The following is a 20,334-nucleotide window of genomic DNA, read 5'->3' as shown; positions in this document are numbered from 1 at the left end:
CACTGTAACAAAGCGGCTGTCCCAATTTCTTGCTTCCCGAAAAAAAATAAAAAAATCTCCGGCGTCCTTTTTTAAAAAATGAGAGTGTTCCAAATTTTGAGTGTGAAAACGCGGAACACCTTTTTATTGAAACACTTTGATAATCAAATAATTAACTATTCACTTGAAACATAACTAAGTAACTAACAATCAGCGATTAAAACTTTTAAGAGTATAAAACTATGTTAAAGTTTAGATTTTTTATCCGCGATTTATTTCGTTCTTTTTTTGAACTTTTTTGAGTTTTTTCAAAATCAGTGCTTCAAACTTAAGAAGTACTAGCAAAATAGCGACACCATTGTTGTGGGTTAAAGTTATTAAAAGGGCATTTAACTTTTCACCTACACCTCATTATAGTCGCTAAAGTGGTCAGTTAGCAAAACTATTTTGTAGTTAATCCATATCTTCCAACTTTACAAGCCCACTCTTTAATGCGAACAAAATTAAGCCGGGCCTATTTTTAATATTAAACCGAGTGAAAATTGAAGCACGATACCCATCCACCGTCTTAGGACTAAGGAACATTTTATCAGCTATTTGTTCATAAGTCAAATCAGAGCAAGCAAGCTTAATAAATTTACGTTCGTGTTCTGCGAGGCTTTTCCAAATCGAATTTCCGTCCATTTCATCATTTTTCCTGACTACGGATGCCTGCTGCTGGTATGAACCAATGAGTTTTCCTGTCAGAAAATCTGTGTAATAATATCCTTTGTTTTTAATGGCATGCAAGGCCTGGTGAATATCATCTACCTCGATATCCTTTGATAAATAACCCCTCACGCCAAGTGTAATCATACGAACGATGGCTTCTTCAGTTGTAATCATAGATATAACAAGGACTGCTATTTCCGGGTGATTGGTGCGCAGCCATGACATAGCCTCATAACCATCCATATCCGGCATATCCATATCTAGGATAAGGATATCCGGAAGCGCTTTTTTATCTAATTTCCTGATCATATCCTTACCACTTTCAGCTTCTAATACGACAAGATAGTTCTCTTTATCAGCTAGGCCGATCAACGTAATAAGACCTTTTCGAAAAAGATTATGATCGTCAATTATTGCGATTTTCACCAGAGGGGTTCGATATGCCATATTCAATTAGTTTGTTAATGGTATTATAAGGTCTACTATCGTACCATTGCCGGGGCTGGTAGTGATTTTTAATGATCCTTCTATAATCCTTGCACGCTCCGCAATATTTAGTAAGCCCGTACTCTCCCGTTCAACACTAAGCGACTTAGCCATATCCAAGTCAAAACCTATTCCATCATCGGCAATTTTCAAGTAAAGATTTTCCTGTTCGTAGTCGAGATTTACAAAGATAGAACTAGCCTTAGCGTGTTTAATAATATTATTGAGAATTTCCTGACATAAACGAAAAAGGACAATTTCCTTTCCGGCCGGAAGTGTAGCTGGCACACCAGTTTGTTGATATTGCACTTCATAACGCTTTGTATTTGTCAATCTTTGAAGTTCGTTTTCCAGTGCCCTGTAGAAACCTGACTTCATGATGAAATTCGTGTTTAGTGATACGCTTAGCGCTTTCACCTCTCCCATTAGTTGCTTGGTTAGCAATTTTGTTTCACTAACCTGTTCATGAACTTCTCCCGAACATTGGGGTAAAATTGCCGCTAGGTTGATGTTAATCAATGAAATCAGATGACTGAAATTAGCGTGTAATTCTTTGGCCATATGATCAAGGGTTCGTTCTTGTATTTCCAGCTTCGATTGCAAGATCAGCTGATTAAATGATTCTTTCAAGGATGAAACCTCTTGTGCATGAAGAAATCTTTTTTTTTGCTGCCTAAAGAAAAAGAAGGTTAGCAGCAATACAAAAAACAGAAGCAGTATAGTTGAAATAACAATTATCAGGACTGTTTCCTGAGTGACGGCATTTTGCATAAGAAGGCAATTAGGTAACAGATATACATAACTATATTGAGTATTAGCAGAATATTGAACAATGCTATAGCTAGCGAGAGATTAGTGTGGCTCAAATAGTTGATCGAGATAAAATAAGGCAAGCTTACGGTATTAAAGATAAAAGCGCCTAATGAGATCCAGAACAATGGTTGCCGTTGTACAGGCAAAGGAACCCTTCGGTTTAATTCATGTATAAAATACATAATACTACAGCAAATGACCAACGCGTTCCCAACGATAATTGTATATGTATTGAGCTCCTTAATCGATTGAATAAACGTGACATTCAGGATACTGAATATCAGATAACCGATCATCACCGGCTTTTTAATTTTCCATAATATCGGTTCGTCGGCCGTAAGGGAAAAGAACAGAAAATAAAACAGGTACTGGGGTGGTAAATAAATATTATATATCCAAAGATTCGCGTTTGGAAAATCCCAGTACCTGTTGTGATGTAAAAAAAACTTCCAGCTGATTGCGAACAACTCATTTAACAGGGTTGCCATCAGAAACAGCGAAAAATACCGATAAGGTTTTGCCCATTGATTTTTAAAAGAACGTAAACTAACCACTGTACTGGCAATCAGCGGTATCAGATATAAATAATAGACAAAGTTTGGCATCACTCAATGTACGCATTATCGGTGAAGTTTTCTGCTCTTTTTAACAGATGGGAGGGCACGGCGATCCGACATTGAAATCTCGGGTTTGGTCTGAATCCAACGAGCGAGACTGAAAATCCGGCGCATCTTCGATTGTGATATCTGCCTGACGTCCTTTTTCATCAGCTTGAGTCATTACCATTAAGAGGCATAACTGCCCCTCATAATTTTCATTTTCTCCATACATACCAAAATGAATCCTCAAGCCGTCGGCATTGGCCTTTTCCATTTCCGCCAATAACTGCGTAATGTGGTCGCGGGTATACCAAACCGATTTTGTATCCGGTTTACTAATAACCTCACTTAATAAAGGATGTTTTGACTCCTGAAACCTGTTGATCCGTTCCTGAGTAATTGTTTGGCCCACAAAAAAGAAGGGCAGCGGTTGTGCATTGTCTTGCTTTAACATAACATTTAATTGAATAAAAATGAGTTGCAAGTATAGTGCAGCGACACAGGGGTAATCAATACCTTGGTTTGGACGGAGGTCGTTAATCACCTTATTTGTAACGAAAACTGGGTTTTATCAGGAAAAGCCCTTGCAGTTTATAGGATAATTCCCTTTTACAACCCACATGAAATCTTTCGATGCCAAGTTTCAAATTCCCAAAAATCAGCGAAAACGATGCTACTGAACCACTAAACATACGTTTTAGGATTTCTCCTGTCTGATTCAGGTTTTTTCTCAGAAGGTTACGATCTAATTTTGAGACTCAAACAAACCCATTTATGGCATTATATACAAGTGATTATTTAAAGCGTACCGCGCAGAATAAAACCTTTAGTGAAAGGATAGAACTTTCAGCGCAAAAAGACAGACAACATGGAAGCTTCGATGTTTTCCTTTGTCACAGTTATCTTGACAAAGATGAAGTCGAAGGCCTGTATATTGAGCTCACGCGACTTGGCTTGAAAGTGTACGTTGACTGGATAGTTGACCCACATCTTGACCGTAACAATGTTACCAAAGAAACGGCTGAACTTGTCCGTCAGCGCCTTTATTCTTCAAAGACATTATTGCTTGCACTTTCCGCAAACGCCAATCTTTCGAAATGGGTGCCCTGGGAGTTAGGTTATGTAGATGGGCACACTCGGCAATGTGGTTTAATCCCGGTTTCAAAAGACAATACCAATAAGGCGTCTTTTACAAGGACAGAGTACCTCTTGCTATATCCATATATCGAAAAACCAAATGACTTTAACCTTTTCAACGACAAATTGTGGGCAGTCGAAAATGCTAATAGCTATGTCGATTTCAAGACCTGGCTTAGTGGTAGTAAACCAAAGTACGCTTCAACAAGATTTTTCTAATTAGTAAATTTAAACAAATGGCAGACAAAAAAATCATTTTTATCGCGTTCGCAATCGAAGACGAGCGTCAACGCGATTTTCTTAAAGGACAATCAACGCTTGGTCATTGCCCTTTTGAGTACATCGATCTTTCGGTTAAAGAAGCTTATGTAACCGACTGGAAAGAGAAAGTCCGGACAAGGATCAAAAAGTCACATGGAGTTATTGTATTGGTCAGTAAGAACTCAAAAGATTCATCTGGACAAGCATGGGAAATACAATGCGCGAAAGAAGAGAGGAAACAAATCCTGGCAATTTGGGCTTATGCGAATGATAGAACAACTATTCCTGGCTTATCCGCTAAGGTATGGAGCTGGGAAACAATCGGCAATTTTATTGATAATCTTTAATATCATGGGGATGAAATTAGCATTAATAGTCGGTATTAATTACTACGAACATGGTAGCGGACTGACTGGTTGTGTAAACGATGCATACAGCGTTGAAAGCATGTTAAAACGAAATGACGGCGGATCCATAAATTTTGATTGCAATCTTTTAACCGCATCCGGAAAATCCGATAGCATTTCCCGCGCCAAACTTAAGGATTCAATATCGCAGCTATTCGGCACGCCTGGTGTAGATACGGCTCTATTTTACTTTGCAGGCCATGGACATATAGAATCGGCAGGAGGTTATATTCTAGCTTCTGACGCTCGTCGAGGAGATGAAGGCGTTCGCTTAGGAGAAATAATGAAATTTGCAAATGATTCACCTGCGATAAACAAAATCATAATATTGGATAGCTGTCACTCCGGACTCGCTGGCGCAGACCCAGGCAATGATAAGCTATCTGTTTTGGCTGATGGCATGACAATTCTCACAGCTTCCAGAGCCGATCAAACAGCGGCAGAGAAAGATGGCAGTGGTGTTTTTACAACTCTAATGGTAGACGCTCTTAGTGGTAGTGCGGCTGATTTAGTTGGACATATTACTCCGGGCAGTATTTATGCACATATAGACAAGTCTTTGGGAGGATGGGGACAGAGGCCAATTTTCAAAACGAATATTCAACAATTTGTTTCATTACGTGAGGTAACGCCCCCCATATCTCGTGATGATTTGCGTTCCCTAGCAGATTATTTTCCGAGACCAGGATTTAAATTTCAGTTAGATCCAACTTTTGAGCCAGAAAAAAGAGGTAGAAAGAGGGGTACTTCTGCACCGGTCGAAGAAAATACTAAAATATTTGCAAGGCTACAAAAGTTTAACAGATTAAACCTTTTGGTACCCATTGATGCGCCGCACATGTGGCACGCGGCCATGGAAAGCAAAACATGCCAACTTACTGCACTAGGAGAGCACTATCGGCAGCTTATCGAACGGGGTAGGTTATAGATATATTATTCACTTTATTTTAAATTAAAAAAATGAACACTTACATAATAGGATATGATCTGGATAAGCCAGGTCAGGATTATACCCACCTTATCGAAGAAATAAAGAAAATTGGGACTTGGTGGCATTGCTTGGATTCTACCTGGCTGGTTAGATCGGCGCTTTCCGCGAAAACGATCAGAGATCAGATAGTGAAATTAATGGATAAGAACGATAAAGTTTTAGTAGCAAAATTATCAGGCGAAGCAGCATGGTTCGGTTTTGATAAAAACTGCAATGACTGGCTTCTAAAAAATATCGCCTAAATGATAAACATCATTGTTTCAAATGTAGTTAATTGTTCGCATAGGTTATTAGCGAAAACTTTTTTAATCAATGATCTAATTATCGGCAAAGCCTGATTTATGGACAAAAACTTCATTCTTTTAATTGGCGCCCTTGCCGGATTGACAGGGGCGCTGATTACCCAATTGTTCACCGGACTTTTTTCATATCTGAACGATATGAGAAAACAAAGATATGAGCTCAGAAACCAGTTCAGGCTTAAAAGATTGGATATCGGCGAAAACTTTTATTTTATCAATACCGAACTCTTATCAATGGTTCGAAAAAATGTTGACTATTGGCGTAATTTATGGAGGGACCGCAATGATGAAACGCTCGCATTTATGAAAAGGGAAATGGGAAAACTAGACGCTTATCAGGTTAAATTGCGTACCGAAAACTGGAAGTATAACGTAGTCGATGTCTATTTCAATCTACCGTTCAATATAAGCGAAATGGAAAAAGTAAATGAGATATCGCGTAAGTTATATATTGCGGTAATCGATATTGCAAATAAAATACAATCAATACCAGCAGCTGAACGGGAAGAACTTTTTAAGCCCTATAATATCGCTGTTTTTAACCTCTGTTCACATTACGAACAAGTGCATGATAAGATAAGCGAAAACATCTTAGCAGTAAAAGCAGAACTGCTACGGGAATTTCAAAGCGAAATAACAATGCGTAAAAGATTGAACAGGACTTCGGAACGTCTGATTTGAACGACTATTCACAATATCGACACAACACGGCGTACTCGTGACATTACAGCTGCCAACCATTGCCATTCCCCCAACAAATCCCCGCTGCCACACAAGCAGCATGCTTACCTTATTTTAGGACGAAGTTATGCTATTGCTAAACTTCGACCGGAGCAAAAACCAAAACAATTATCCAAACCGCCCCCCTCATCCCGCCCAACCCGCATCTCATCAATTATCCCGGCACAATCATCAATTCCCAAAACCCATACCGTTAACATTCCTTATTTTGTTATCAAAAACCAATAACCGGTATGAAAACATCACGCTACCTTATTTTCATCGCTTTAATATTTTGTGGCTGCTCGTCAGCACCCCAAAACGATAATCTTGCCGCCGACAAAATCGCGCTTGAAAAAACCAAAGCCGCTTTTGTAACAGCATTCGCCCATAGCGACGTGAAAGCATTAGTAGCCTTGCACCATCCTGATATTGTTAAATATTTCGGCGGCAGCAATGTGGTTACCGGTCGCGCGGAATTGGCTAAGGGATTAACGGCCATGTTCCGCACATCAAAAATGGAATTAATCCAGAACCAGGTTGAAAGTACCGCGTTTAATGGCAACACCATTATCGAAACCTGCATATTCGCGTTCAGGGCAACCCCGGTAAATGGCGGAAAATCGACTATCGGTCGCGGACGGTCAATGACTGTTTTTGTCAGGTATAAAGACAGCCCCTATGGTTGGGTTTCAATAAGGGAAATGGCCCAGGCTGCTCCGGACGACCAGAAATAATTCCGTTGAGTCTCCACCCCAAATAAAGCAATCAGCTCATTACATTCACGTAAAAACCGAATCTCAAAAACGTGGTTCAACGCATTGCTTTTCAATATTTTATAATTAATTTAATTCATCCTAACTATAAGGCAATCATACAGGCCAACAATTGATACTTGCACAGCACAATTGTGCTTTTACTATAAGTAATACAGTTAAAGGTGAAAACAAATGAAAACACGCGATCATAGTTTTTGGCCGTTTACGCCAAAGGTGAGTATCATTACCGCCGTTGTTGTTTTATTGGTGCTCCTGCTGATCACCGGGGCGCTTCGTACTTATACCGGCTGGCCTGCCGACTCAGCCAACAACACCGTTTTAATCGGCATTTTTATCCTTAGCCTGCTCCCCATTGTCCTTGCAATTCTCAACGTAGTTATCGAGCGCGGGGGCAGCATAGGCTATGGCGATCTCAAGATCGACTTTTCAAAAATCCAGCAGCTGTCAAATTCGGGTTTTACTGTGCCCGCCAATATCGGGGTGCGGGGACAGTATGTTGCCGACAGCGGCACTTCCAATATCCTCGAAACACTACGCGCTGCCACCTCTTCGGGCGTAGCGGTGATCGACCTTGAAGATGGCCACGCCTGGTGGGAAACCCGGTTGTTAGTTTTGTTGGCCGGCGCCGACCGCCTTAAAAAACCCGATAAAATTGTTTTTGTAGCTACTGTTGAATCAAGGGAGCAAATTTATTTAGGCTGGGCCCGCCCCGGCGACCTGCTGGAACAGTTGCTAAAAGAAGACCCACGATACTTAAGAACCTTTTATGCCGCCCGCGCGGCTGCCGCGCAATGGGCGTTATTAGGCCCGTTAGCCGTTTTGCCGCCTGGCAGTTATTATCCTGCCCCGCCGCCACCGCCCTGGATGCAGGGTATACTTGCCCTGAACCACGCCTGGATGGCATTTTCAACCACCACTGGTTTACCTAACGAATTATTAACCGAGCAGCTATTACAGAACGAACTTGGCCAAACTATTGAAAGCACGGGCGGCGCAAAGCATATCAGCACCGTACACCTTGATAATTTGTTTAAGCCGGCACTGATAAAAAAACAGATAGACAAAAACTGGGATAATGAGCAGCAAACAAATGCCCTGTTTGCCAATGAAGATCCCTTTATTGTGATAACAGAAAGTGGAAAATACTCGGCGATAGTTTCGGCACAGTCTTTATATAATGAGGTATTAAGAGGCTATTTAAAAACAGCTTAATTAAGATTTTATTGAAAAAGGCGTCATAGCTTCATTACTTATAATAACGCGACTGTAAGTTACTGATCATTAAATGTGTTTTCCTGGGCAATATTGTGAATATGAGCGTTGCCTGCGGCCGTGCTATCCACTCATACAGCATAAGCATTTTCCGTCAGCTGACGGACGGTATCCGCTCCTATCACTAACGCGCCCCCGCGCATCATCGCTAAAATCTATTTTATACATCACCGCAATTTTTTCCGGGTTCCCCGGGTGGTTACCCACAATAGTGTCTTTTATTGTTTTTAATGTAGAGACGCATCACATGCGTCTCCCGCATGCAAATTCCTGAACTTAATGACTTACAAACCGGCTTGCCCTATGAAAGACGCATGTGATGCGTCACTACCAAAAAATGTTTTATCTGTTCTTAAACAACTTCCGGGAGGCACCATGGATAACAAAAAGCCCCGCTTGCGCGGGGCCGAAACAGTTAGCTACTATATAACACACATTTAATTAAAAACACACAGCAAATTATTACCTATTCTTCTGTCGCTAACTGAAAGCTTATTGGGATGCTGTACCTAACCCGCACATTCTGGCCATTTTGCACACCCGGTTTCCAGGCTTTGGCCAGCTTTAGTACACGGGTAGCCTCTTCATCAAAACCATAACCGGCACCGCGGTCAACCTTGATATTTGAAAGCGTACCGTCTTTTTCAATAATAAAGCTCATGAACACCTTGCCCGAAACACCCTGCTCCTGCGCTACCGGCGGAAAGCGAAGATTTTTCTGTAGAAACTTGGCCCATGCTGCAGCCCCGCCAACAGGTTCGGGCATCACTTCAAGTACTTCGCCAAGTGTATGAACGCCATCATCAACTTTGGCGGTTCCGGTTCCTCCGGGTCCTGGGTCTTTTGAGTCGATAACGTTCCCCGTACCACTCGGCCCCTTAACATCTGCAGGACCAATAGCAACGTTTTTCAGTTCGTCCATTGTAGGTGGATCCGTTGGAGGATCATTTGGCACTACCCGCAAATTGGTAAATGCCTTAGCTTCTACAGGTGAAGCAGCTTTTTGTGGCGGCGCCGCTTCCGCAGGAGGATTTGGTTGCTTAACAGCTTCTACGGGTGGTTTGGAGATATCAACCGGAGGTTTGAGTGTCACCTCGTGAAACACATATACAGGTTTTGGCTTTGCTTTGAAAATAATTGCGGCAGCCGATAAAAGGGCTACTGCTGCAAAGGCGATCCCCATGGATTTTGCCATGGTACGCCCATAGCTTTGCCTTAATTCATAAGCGCCGTAATTTTTGTTGCGATGGTCAAATACAAGGTCGAGCCACTCGGCATTGTACAAATCAAATTTGGTGATAAGCATAGTTTCAGAATTAAATTTCAATTATAACGAATATACTTATATTATATTTTGTATAAAATTAAATTCATCGAAAATAATTCCGTTTAGTTTTTCATCAAATTTTCATCTTCGCACAAAAACCGCCAAATCCTAATAACTTATTTAAAAAATCAACAACAAAGTCAATTTTTATTATCAATTAAATAAAAACAGTACAAAAACATTCATTTAAACTTAATTTTAATATATAAATCATTAAAATCTTAAAATATTTTAAAAAAAAGTGCAGTTATTTTATTTTTTTATTACTTTTAGATATGGTTAACAGGCTTTATAAACTTATCGCCTTATTTTTTTTACTCTTTAGCGGATTCACTGCATCCGCCAAGGGTGAATTATACCATTATTACCACAAAACGGCAAAAAAAACCACAATATCCGCGGCAATCCCACATCATCGCCCGTTAAATTTTGAATTCGCACTCCATAATGCACTCACGCCTGTTATTAATTTACAACAGCATAGGGGTGCACATTCTTTACAGGCCTTTGTAGCAACGCCCGGCGGTTACACCATTAAATTTAAATACCTTGATTTTATTTGCGGACTGGATACAAGTAAACTCTCCCGGTTTCGCAAGCTCATCCTTTTTCCGTTTCACGATTTTTGGTAGGTAAAAAACAATTTCAACCCACATGCCCTGATTAAGCATTGCGGGATTATTGTTTTTTAAAAAAATTTAGTTTTAATGCTGTCCGGTATTTTTGATTGGATACCGGGCAGTATTATTCAAACCTTTATTTTTTCCTCCCTTAAACCCAAAACATGAAAAAATTCATACCCTTCGGCATACTTTTAATTGTAATTGTATTAGCCCTTATATACCCTTCAGTTACTCTTACAACCATTAAAGACAGCAAAATTGATACAGGTGATACTGCCTGGCTATTAGTAAGTACCGCCCTTGTACTGATCATGACCCCCGGCCTGGCATTTTTTTATGGTGGCATGGTGAGCAAAAAAAACGTACTGTCAACCATGCTGCAAAGCTTTGTTTGTATGGGCGTAATTACCGTTATATGGGTAATATTCGGCTTTAGCCTTGCTTTTGGCGAAGATGAGTTTGGCGGATTTATCGGCAACCCCGGCACTTTCTTTATGATGAAAGGTACATTAGGCAACGCCACCTGGGAACTGGCCCCAACTATCCCGCTGATACTATTCGCTATGTTCCAGTTAAAATTCGCGGTTATCACCCCGGCCCTCATCACCGGCGCATTCGCCGAAAGGATCCGCTTCAACTCATACGTTATTTTCCTTTGCCTGTTCATGATATTTATATACGCACCGTTGGCCCACGCCACCTGGCATCCAAAAGGTTTCCTTTTCGGAAAAGGCGTACTTGACTTTGCCGGCGGCACTGTGGTACACATGAGTGCAGGCTGGGCTGCTTTAGCATCGGCTATATATTTAAAAGGCCGTAATGAAACATCCCATAATCCGGCCCGTATCAGCTATGTGTTATTAGGCACAGGCTTATTATGGTTTGGCTGGTTTGGTTTTAACGCAGGTTCGGCATTAGGTTCGGGCACACTGGCAGCAACCGCTTTGGCAACAACCACTACAGCATCAGCTGCAGCTGCAATGGCCTGGATGTTCTTTGATATCCTGCGCGGTAAAAAACCAGGTGTACTGGGTGCCTGTATCGGTGCGGTTGTAGGCCTTGTGGCTATCACCCCGGCGGCGGGCTATGTAACCATTCCCCACTCTTTAATTATCGGTATCGTAGCGGCGGTAGTAAGTAACCTGGTTGTGATCTGGAGAACAAAAACCAGCATCGATGATACACTCGACGTATTCCCCTGCCATGGCGTAGGCGGTATGGTAGGTATGTTATTAACCGGTGTATTTGCACACCAAAACGTAAACGCCGCCAATACAACCGGCAATGGTTTATTTTACGGCGAAACACACCTTTTCATTGTTCACTTAATTACACTTGTAGGTGTATCAGCCTTCGCTTTCTTCGGCTCATTCATCTTATTAAAGATCACCGACATGATCAGCACACTGCGTGTAACACCAGAAGAAGAGCTTGCAGGCCTTGACATCAGCCAGCACGACGAGGAACTGTAACCAGATCCTACCCCTACCTGATTAAACTCAATTAACAACATAAAAAATAAGCCGCACCCTTTACAGAGTGCGGCTCTTTTATTTCATCTTGCACATTATTGGCTGCCTGCTGCAAACCTGCAACTGTAAACTCAAGAAAACTACCATTCTTTAGTCGATACCCTCTTCACTTTTTTAACCTCCGCCGGCTTTTCAAGCGACGACGTTTTAAGCATATAAGCCTTTAAATTATCGCCCACATGCTTACTGCTGCTCACCACCTGGTTTAAGCAGGCGTTAAAATCGGCCTTTGATAATTTTTCGGATGCTTTTTCCAGGGCAACATCCTTACCATGAATATGTTCCACATTACCATAACGGTTACGCTGATATGGCTGATAAACAAAATCCGTTAACCAATAACGGTATTTACCATCTTTTACCTCTACCTTAAGCGTATAACTTAGCTCGCCGCCTTCGCTATTACCCATCAGGCCTTTTTTGTTAACCAAAAAAACACCCGTACCGGTAAGCGCATTGCCATCTTTATCAGCCTTTGCCAACTTAAGCACCTTTTTAGGATAGGCTTTAGTTAAAAAATACAATCCCCTGCTATAAAGCGAATCCGCAATGAAGCCGGGCTGGTCGACCGTTTTATAATAAATGTATTTATTATTCTCATCAAAAGCCAGTGAATCCTTCTGCGCAAGAGCGCCTGATGAAAAAAGGAGACCAACAAAGCCTAATAGTATCTTTTTCATGTAACAAATATAAAAGCCGCTCCGGATAATCCCGGAACGGCTCGCGATAAAAATAGATTAAAATCAATTTTTTTTTAGAAAGCGTATACAGCAGCTACAGCAAACTGACCGGCTGATTTTGAAGGATCGCCGGAGTGATTGATGAATGAAGTAGATGAACCATGATCTAACCTGATTTCGGGAATGAAAGTAAGCGGGCCCGATTTGATATTTGCGGTAAAAGTAAATGCTTTAACATTTTCGCCCGGAGGAGGGCCAAAAGTTTCCAATGCACCTTTTTTAGTTTTGAAATATTCGCCCCTCAAACCCAAAGTTACTGTTTTTGATACAGCCAACTGCGGATATAAAGCAACACCGCTGAAACCGCCGCCATTATCAGGCGCAGAGTACGTGGCACCATTTAAGCCGAGTTTAAAGGCATCGGTGATTTGATAGGCAGTTGTCAAGTCAACTTCGGTACCTGAAGTACTTCCGGTAGCAAGGTTAATGTAGGCAGTCCAGCCTTTTACAGGAGACACGAACAACTGTGAGCCAAAAGTATTAACCTTATGCGCTGAGGTATAGTAGTTCCAGGTATCATTAAAAATACCGGCCATTAAACTTACTTTATCACTAAAGGCATAAGTTAATTTAACACCAGGGTTTTGGAACGGACCATTGGTAAACAGGTACGAAGTTGAGTAGTTGAAGTTACCTACAGGGCTGATAACCTCATAACCAATAAAGGTAGCCATATAACCACCGGTAAGGTTTAATTTATCGGTAAGATCATACGACACGTACAAGTTCTGAATATGAAATGAATCACCGTCCGGGCCATTTGGAATTGACTGGCTTTGACCGCGCGGACCAAATGAAAGCTCGCCCACAAATGCAGCTTTACCTACCTTTTTCTTCAAACCCAGATCAATCATACCAATTGATACTGAATTATGATCACTTGCAAAGCTGGTAGGGATTTGTGAGCCTTTGTCAGCAAAATCATATTTATAGTAGGTATCTACCGAACCGTAGATCACCAGAGGGGCATCCGAGGTTGTTTTAACCGTGTCCTGAGCCTTAACCGTAAAGGCCGCAATTGAAAAAAATGAGAAGAGTAGAAATACTTTTTTCATGATAACGATTTAATTGTGAATTGATAAACTATTTGTTAATTGTTGTTTTTGGGGTTATTTATATATAAATAACTGATTATTAATTATTTATACACACAAGGATCATTTATGTGTCGGCATAAAAAATCCCTGTGCGGTTGGCAACGGCAACGTCAATCAAAACAGCCCACCACTTTCTCCAACCGCACAAGGCATCAAATATCTTTTCTCAGTTATTCAACTTATCAGGCTTCAGAAGCAACCTTGGCGCCATTATCAAAAAGGCCGCTTAAGCTGATCTCATCATCCTGAACAGGGTAAACTTCGATACCGTGATCAAACACGTCGATACCACCGGCACCTGTTTCACCATGCTCCTCGATACGCAATTTCCATGGATGACCTAATTTGTTGATCACAAACATCATCGCAAAGCTCACTACGAATACTGCAAGAGTAATGGTAAAGCTACCGATCAGCTGAGCTTTTAATACGTCAAAACCACCGCCGTAAAATAAGCCTGTTACCGGGGCCGAGTTATCAGCACCTGTTGGGCCTGTAGCGCCATATTGACCCGAAGCAAATAAACCTAAAGAGATAGTACCCCAGATACCGTTAAAACCGTGTACAGATACTGCACCCACCGGATCGTCGATACGGAACCACTCAACCAGATAAACACCACCAAAGATGATAAAGCCCGAAATTGCACCTAACATAATAGCACCGAATGGGCTAACCCAGTAACAAGGACAGGTAATAGCAACTAAACCTGCAAGGAAACCATTAATAGTAAAGGCTAAATCAAATTTGCCTTTTGTTGGGCCAAACCACAAAGCGGCAAGCATAGCGGTAAAACCACCGGCGCAGGCAGCAAGCGTAGTGTTGGCAGCAACACGGCCAATACCCTGCATATCCATTGCTGACAATGTTGAGCCGGGGTTAAAACCATACCAACCAAACCAAAGTAAGAAACCACCTACAGCAGCAACCAATAAGTTATGACCTGCAGGCAAACCGCCTTTTTCTTTATCATCACGGGCAAATATGCGGCCTAACCGTGGGCCTAATACCATTGCACCTGCAAGCGAGGCTACACCACCGATAGTGTGCACCACTGTTGAACCTGCAAAATCGCGGAAAGGCTGAGCGCTTATTGATTTGAAGAAGCCTGATGTTCCCATTGTAGCAAGGAAACCATCCGGACCCCATGCCCAGTGACCGATGATAGGATAGATAAAGCCGGTAATACCGATACTGTAAAGAATATCGCCACGGAAGCTGGTACGACCGATCATTGCACCTGACACGATGGTTGAACAAGTATCAGCAAAAGCATATTGGAAAATCCAGTGTGCCAATACCGGGATGCCGGTTGAACCGTAAGTTTCAGGAGTATTTTGAAGGAAGAACCAGGTTTTGCCGTCAGCACCGCCCCAGCCAATAAAGCCGTTGCCATTGCCAAACATAAAGGCGTAACCAATAGCGTAAAACAGTAAACCACAAAGACAAGTATCAAAAATACATTCCATCAGCACGTTAACAGTTTCGCGCTTACGGGCAAAACCTGCTTCGAGCATAACGAAACCTGCCTGCATGCCAAATACCAAAAAGGCAGCAACCAGTGTCCAAACAGTATTAACCGTGTTAATTAATGCTGTTTCATGGGCGGTATAAGTTTCGGCGGCGTTAGCTTTTGTACCGAACATACCTGGCAAAACCATCATTGCGGCAAAAACCAGCAACAAGCCAATCATTTTCCCTGTAAAAATGGTTGCTCCCAGCGCCCATTTTTCACGTGTCAGCTGTCGGACTGCACTTAGGAAGTTGTGTTTTGTAGAAACTACTTTCATCGTTTAATTTAGTTTGATTGTTTTTTAAAAATTAATTAGTTTGATTGTTGTATTTAAATTTAGTTTGATTGCCATCCTGAATTACAAAACACTTTTCATCTCCAAATCCTTCATCCTGCCTATAACTTCCTTCATTTTTTTATAAAAAGTATAATAATTGGCGTGTTTTCGTAAATTATTTTCTGAAATTAGGTAGTATTTTTAAGAATAACAAATTATTAACGATAAATTAATGGTAAAAAATCAAAAAATTATGAAAATCGCAAAAACAGGCCCTTTAGAATGTCATTTTTTAATTATTTAAAAATACTATTTTCAATATAAATTCATTTATGTCATTAAAAAAATCAAAAAAAACTGATTTTTACAGTTTAAAGTTTCATTTATACCAATTTAAAATAAAAAATCCGGATAAATACATTAAAAAAGCAGAGTTTTATTCATTTCAGATAAAAATTTCAAACGATTTAAGATTTTCCTTTAATTTTTTCACATTTCTTAATCATTAGGTGGTATGTTATATTTCACTTAATTTTGCCCGATATTTTAAAGGATAGTTATATTTTTGAACACTAACCTTTATTTAAACCTCATAAAATATGTCCAATATTCGTTTTAAAGCCTTACAGGATGTACTTTCAAGAACTATCCCTGAAGTAAAACCGCCTTCACCAAAAATTTCCGATTATTTCGGATCGAATGTTTTTGATAAAAAGAAGATGAAGGAATACCTTTCATCAGAGGCTTACCAGGGAATAGTAAATTCAATTGAAAAAGGTGAGCCAATCCCCCGCGACCTGGCTGAACAGATTGCTTCGGCAATGAAAGCCTGGGCTTTGGGCAAAGGCGCAACCCATTATACCCATTGGTTTCAACCGCTTACCGGCACTACTGCCGAAAAACATGACGCCTTTTTTGAGCCCACTGCAGATGGCGGCGCTATAGAACGTTTTTCGGGCGATGCCCTTGCCCAGCAGGAACCTGATGCCTCAAGCTTCCCGAGCGGCGGCATCCGTAATACTTTTGAAGCGCGTGGCTATACCGCCTGGGACCCTTCTTCACCTGCCTTTTTAATGGCGCGTACCCTGTGTATCCCCACAGTATTTGTATCGTACACGGGCGAAGCACTTGATTATAAAGTACCTTTACTAAAGGCATTAAACGTGCTTGACAAAGCAGCCGTTGATGTTTGCCATTATTTTGATAAAGGCATTGAGAAGGTAAACGCCTCCTTAGGTATTGAACAGGAATATTTTTTGATTGACCTGGCCTTATTTAATGCACGCCCCGATCTTTATTTAACCGGCCGCACTTTATTCGGCCATATGTCGGCCAAAAACCAGCAGCTGGAAGATCATTATTTTGGTTCCATACCTGAGCGCGTGTATGCTTACATGCAGGATATGGAAGCAGAGGCGCTGCAATTAGGTATCCCGCTTAAAACCCGTCACAACGAGGTTGCTCCATCCCAGTTTGAATGTGCACCTATATATGAAGAGATCAACCTTGCTATCGACCATAACCAACTGTTAATGGATTTGATGGACCGTGTTGCCAGGCGCCATAACTTTAAGGTGCTGCTTCATGAAAAGCCATACGCAGGCCTTAACGGTTCGGGCAAGCACAATAACTGGTCGCTGATCACCAATACAGGCAAGAACCTGCTATCGCCGGGCAAAACGCCTAAAAACAATCTCATGTTCCTGGCCTTTTTTGTAAACACCATAAAAGCGGTACATGAACATGCCGATCTGCTAAGGGCATCCATTGCATCAGTTAATAACGATCACCGTTTGGGTGCCAATGAAGCCCCTCCGGCCATTATATCCATATTTTTGGGCAGCCAGCTTAGTGACGTGCTTGATGAGATAGAAACATCCCGCATCAGCAAAAAAATCAAGGAAGAAAACCTGTTATGGCAGGGCATCCCTAAGATCCCGCAAATTTTGCCTGATAATACCGACCGTAACCGTACCTCACCTTTTGCCTTTACCGGTAACAAGTTTGAGCTGCGCGCTGTAGGTTCATCAGCCAATTCGGCCAGTCCGATGACCATTCTTAACCTCATCGTTGCCGATCAGCTTAAAAAATTCAAGTATGATGTGGATAAGCTGATGAAAAAAGGCGAGAAAAAAGACCTTGCGTTACTAATGGTTATCAAAAAGTACATCAAAGAATCAAAAAACATCCGCTTTGAGGGAAATGGTTATAGCGAAGAATGGGAAAAAGAGGCTGCGTTAAGGGGTTTGCCGAATGTTAAAACCACACCAAAAGCCCTTGATGCTTTAATAAACGATAAGTCAGAACATCTTTTTGCCGAAACCGGCGTATTCACCGTGCGTGAGGCGCATGCACGTCACGAGATCTTGCTTGATGCTTTCTACAAAAAACTACAGATAGAAGCCCGCGTAATTGGCGAGATGGTGATGAACGTGATTATTCCGGCAGCAGTTGCCTATCAAAGCAAACTGATTGAAAATGTAAAAGGACTAAAAGACATTGGCCTGGATAAATCAACTTACGCTTCGCAGCTTGACATCATTAACAGGATCTCCGAGCATGTGAACTTCATTAAAACCAATACCGAGCAAATGGTTGACGAGCGCAAAAAAGCTAACGTTATCGACGATCTTCGTCAGCGCGCTATTGATTATGATGAAAAGGTAAAATCATTCTTCCAGCCTATCCGCTACCACGTTGACAAACTGGAGCAACTGGTTGATGACCGCCTGTGGCCGCTGCCTAAATTCAGGGAACTGTTATTTATTAAATAAGATCTTAACACGAATTGCCACGAATTAAATCGAATTACACTAATCATAGTTCGATAAATTTTGTGGCAATTCGTTTTTTTATTTTAATCCCATGACCTGCCTGCGTGGATTATTGACCTGAATTATTCGGCCCCCATCTCCTCCCTTAACTCTCACAAACAAGCAAGGCAATTCGGGAAATTCGATTGAATTTGTAAAATTAGTGCTTATGCAAACAAATCGCTCGCCTTATGCTGCTCAATAATTACTTCACGATATTTTGATAGCAATGCCGATTTGGATATAAAGCCGATAAAAACCTCATCTTTTACCACCGGTAACTGCCATACGTCAATGGCATCAAAGGTATCCATAACGCTGCTGGCTGGTTGATCATAGTCAATTATGGCCGGGGGTTCAATCATGATATCGGCTATACTTTCATCCGCGATATCTTTATTGAACAAGCGCCGGCGAATGTCGTCTATCAATACAACGCCTTCAAGACTTCCATCCCCTTTAAGCACCGGAAAAATATTGGCATCGGTTTTAGCCAGTACCTGGTAAAATTCGCCAACCGGCATTTGTTTATCAACAGGAGTATATTTGCGGTTAATGATACTATCAAGCATTATACTGTTAAGCATGCCGTAATCCTGCCCCGGATGAATATTGTCATGATAAATCAGCTGGCTCCAGTACATATTATGGGGCGATGAATAGCGCGATATGATGTATGATATAGCCGATACGATCATAAGTGGAATAAACAGCACATATCCACCGGTAATTTCGGCTATCAGAAATATGGCAGTTAGCGGAGCATGCAATACACCGGCCAGGGCACCTGCCATACCCACAGCAATAAAATTAACTGTATTTAAATGTATCAGCCCGGTTTGATTAACGCCGAAGGCCACAAACAGCCCCAGAAAAGCGCCCGTGAACACCGTAGGCGCAAATGTACCGCCATTACCACCCGCACCGATTGTAATGCCCGCGGCAATGATTTTCGAAAACACCAATGCTCCTATAAATAAAAGCATTACAAGCGGCTCGGAAAGCCAGTCGGCAAAAAAGCTCTCCTCTTTTAATACATTGATATTACCGTTTAAAATTTCAGTGAGATAATGATATCCCTCGCCAAACAATTGAGGAAACACCGCAATGATCAACCCTAATATCACACCGCCGACAATTGCCCGCATGTATCGGTTTTGCTTTTTAAGGATCCCACCTTCAAGTTTACCACCTACTTTGGATATATAAATAGCTATCCATCCGCTTAATATGCCAAGCAGCACGTAAAATGGCAGGGCGTTCATTGCCCAGCCTTCTGTAACCAAATGGAACAATTGCCCCGAGTACAATAATTTGGATACCACTACCCCCGTAGCAGAGGCTATTAATAAAGGTATAAAAGTGGGAATGGTGATCTCTCCTATTAATATCTCCAGTGAAAAAAGCACCCCGGCAATAGGGCTGTTAAACACTGCCGCTATACCCGCCGAGCATCCTGCTGCTAACAATACCGTTTTTTCATAAGGTGTAAGCTTAAAAAACTTACCTACGTTTGAGCCAATGGCTGTACCCGTGCAAACAATAGGCGCCTCCAATCCTGCCGAACCGCCGAAGCCTATAGTTAATGAGCTTGTTATTAAATGCGAATAAATATTGTTGGCTTTGATGTTTGAGCGGTTCTTTTTGATATTGATGAGCACCTTACCTATCCCTTTTTCGATCTTATCGCGGTTAATCAGGTGCTGGTACAGCACGGTACCCAAAATGCCGATTGCAGGCAAAAACACGTACGCTATATGATAATACAGGTGCGAAGAGATATTTCGACTTAGCTCTTCCATTAAATGTACTAAAAACTTAAGGGCTACGGCCGCCAGTCCGCCCATAAAACCTACAAACACGCTGCAATAAATTAAAAAGTTACGTTGGCTATTGCGTTTTAGCCGCCAGCGGTTTATTTTGTAGGAAAGCGTTTTTAACATAAGAAGTACATA

The 20,334-nt window shown here is 41.5% G+C and carries 17 protein-coding genes; 9 read left to right on the top strand and 8 right to left on the bottom strand.

Going from position 1 to position 20,334, the window contains the following annotated elements; translation table 11 throughout:
- Positions 1 to 432: 432 nt before the first annotated feature.
- The 3 genes from SNE26_RS03415 to SNE26_RS03405 form a co-directional block, all read right to left on the bottom strand.
- Positions 433 to 1,137: a response regulator transcription factor gene (locus SNE26_RS03415; protein WP_321557973.1), complete on the bottom strand. Its 705-nt coding sequence runs from the start codon at positions 1,135 to 1,137 to the stop codon at positions 433 to 435.
- Positions 1,138 to 1,143: 6 nt separating this feature from the next.
- On the bottom strand, positions 1,144 to 1,947 hold the full coding sequence (locus SNE26_RS03410) for an ATP-binding protein (RefSeq protein WP_321557972.1): 804 nt from the start codon (positions 1,945 to 1,947) through the stop codon (positions 1,144 to 1,146).
- A gap of 687 nt (positions 1,948 to 2,634) precedes the next feature.
- Positions 2,635 to 3,042, bottom strand: a complete 408-nt coding sequence (locus SNE26_RS03405) for a hypothetical protein (protein ID WP_321557971.1) — start codon at positions 3,040 to 3,042, stop codon at positions 2,635 to 2,637.
- Positions 3,043 to 3,362: 320 nt separating this feature from the next.
- On the opposite strand from SNE26_RS03405, the gene SNE26_RS03400 reads away from it, so the two are divergent.
- From SNE26_RS03400 to SNE26_RS03370, 7 genes are all read left to right on the top strand, one after another.
- Complete coding sequence (locus tag SNE26_RS03400; RefSeq protein WP_321557970.1) at positions 3,363 to 3,944, top strand: toll/interleukin-1 receptor domain-containing protein; 582 nt, start codon at positions 3,363 to 3,365, stop codon at positions 3,942 to 3,944.
- 17 nt (positions 3,945 to 3,961) lie between these two features.
- On the top strand, positions 3,962 to 4,333 hold the full coding sequence (locus SNE26_RS03395; protein WP_321557969.1) for a TIR domain-containing protein: 372 nt from the start codon (positions 3,962 to 3,964) through the stop codon (positions 4,331 to 4,333).
- A 10-nt stretch (positions 4,334 to 4,343) separates the two neighbouring features.
- Positions 4,344 to 5,321: a caspase family protein gene (locus SNE26_RS03390; protein WP_321557968.1), complete on the top strand. Its 978-nt coding sequence runs from the start codon at positions 4,344 to 4,346 to the stop codon at positions 5,319 to 5,321.
- Between the two features lie 32 nt (positions 5,322 to 5,353).
- Positions 5,354 to 5,626, top strand: coding sequence for a SinR family protein (locus SNE26_RS03385; RefSeq protein WP_321557967.1), 273 nt, complete (start codon positions 5,354 to 5,356; stop codon positions 5,624 to 5,626).
- A gap of 99 nt (positions 5,627 to 5,725) precedes the next feature.
- Positions 5,726 to 6,367, top strand: a complete 642-nt coding sequence (locus SNE26_RS03380; protein WP_321557966.1) for a hypothetical protein — start codon at positions 5,726 to 5,728, stop codon at positions 6,365 to 6,367.
- A 293-nt stretch (positions 6,368 to 6,660) separates the two neighbouring features.
- Positions 6,661 to 7,143 carry a nuclear transport factor 2 family protein gene (locus SNE26_RS03375; RefSeq protein WP_321557965.1) on the top strand — a complete coding sequence of 161 codons (483 nt, stop codon included), beginning with the start codon at positions 6,661 to 6,663 and terminating at the stop codon, positions 7,141 to 7,143.
- A 213-nt stretch (positions 7,144 to 7,356) separates the two neighbouring features.
- The gene (locus SNE26_RS03370; RefSeq protein WP_321557964.1) at positions 7,357 to 8,397 is read left to right on the top strand and encodes a hypothetical protein; all 1,041 of its coding nucleotides are present in this window, start codon (positions 7,357 to 7,359) and stop codon (positions 8,395 to 8,397) included.
- A gap of 526 nt (positions 8,398 to 8,923) precedes the next feature.
- On the opposite strand, the gene SNE26_RS03365 is transcribed toward SNE26_RS03370, so the two are convergent.
- Positions 8,924 to 9,763: an energy transducer TonB gene (locus SNE26_RS03365; RefSeq protein WP_321557963.1), complete on the bottom strand. Its 840-nt coding sequence runs from the start codon at positions 9,761 to 9,763 to the stop codon at positions 8,924 to 8,926.
- 805 nt (positions 9,764 to 10,568) lie between these two features.
- Here SNE26_RS03365 and SNE26_RS03360 point away from each other — a divergent pair.
- Positions 10,569 to 11,879: an ammonium transporter gene (locus SNE26_RS03360; RefSeq protein WP_321557962.1), complete on the top strand. Its 1,311-nt coding sequence runs from the start codon at positions 10,569 to 10,571 to the stop codon at positions 11,877 to 11,879.
- A 140-nt stretch (positions 11,880 to 12,019) separates the two neighbouring features.
- On the opposite strand, the gene SNE26_RS03355 is transcribed toward SNE26_RS03360, so the two are convergent.
- From SNE26_RS03355 to SNE26_RS03345, 3 genes are all read right to left on the bottom strand, one after another.
- Complete coding sequence (locus tag SNE26_RS03355) at positions 12,020 to 12,619, bottom strand: DUF4468 domain-containing protein (protein WP_321557961.1); 600 nt, start codon at positions 12,617 to 12,619, stop codon at positions 12,020 to 12,022.
- A gap of 74 nt (positions 12,620 to 12,693) precedes the next feature.
- Positions 12,694 to 13,734, bottom strand: a complete 1,041-nt coding sequence (locus SNE26_RS03350; RefSeq protein WP_321557960.1) for a porin — start codon at positions 13,732 to 13,734, stop codon at positions 12,694 to 12,696.
- 224 nt (positions 13,735 to 13,958) lie between these two features.
- Complete coding sequence (locus SNE26_RS03345) at positions 13,959 to 15,566, bottom strand: ammonium transporter (RefSeq protein WP_321557959.1); 1,608 nt, start codon at positions 15,564 to 15,566, stop codon at positions 13,959 to 13,961.
- Positions 15,567 to 16,165: 599 nt separating this feature from the next.
- On the opposite strand from SNE26_RS03345, the gene SNE26_RS03340 reads away from it, so the two are divergent.
- On the top strand, positions 16,166 to 18,340 hold the full coding sequence (locus SNE26_RS03340; protein ID WP_321557958.1) for a glutamine synthetase III: 2,175 nt from the start codon (positions 16,166 to 16,168) through the stop codon (positions 18,338 to 18,340).
- A 206-nt stretch (positions 18,341 to 18,546) separates the two neighbouring features.
- On the opposite strand, the gene SNE26_RS03335 is transcribed toward SNE26_RS03340, so the two are convergent.
- Complete coding sequence (locus tag SNE26_RS03335) at positions 18,547 to 20,322, bottom strand: chloride channel protein (protein ID WP_321557957.1); 1,776 nt, start codon at positions 20,320 to 20,322, stop codon at positions 18,547 to 18,549.
- Positions 20,323 to 20,334 lie beyond the last annotated feature (12 nt).

The sequence above is a fragment of the Mucilaginibacter sp. cycad4 genome, from assembly GCF_034263275.1.
In the GTDB taxonomy this organism is placed as follows: domain Bacteria; phylum Bacteroidota; class Bacteroidia; order Sphingobacteriales; family Sphingobacteriaceae; genus Mucilaginibacter.
The sequence above is the reverse complement of the archived record's forward strand: the minus strand, read 5'-3'. Positions and strand labels throughout refer to the sequence as shown.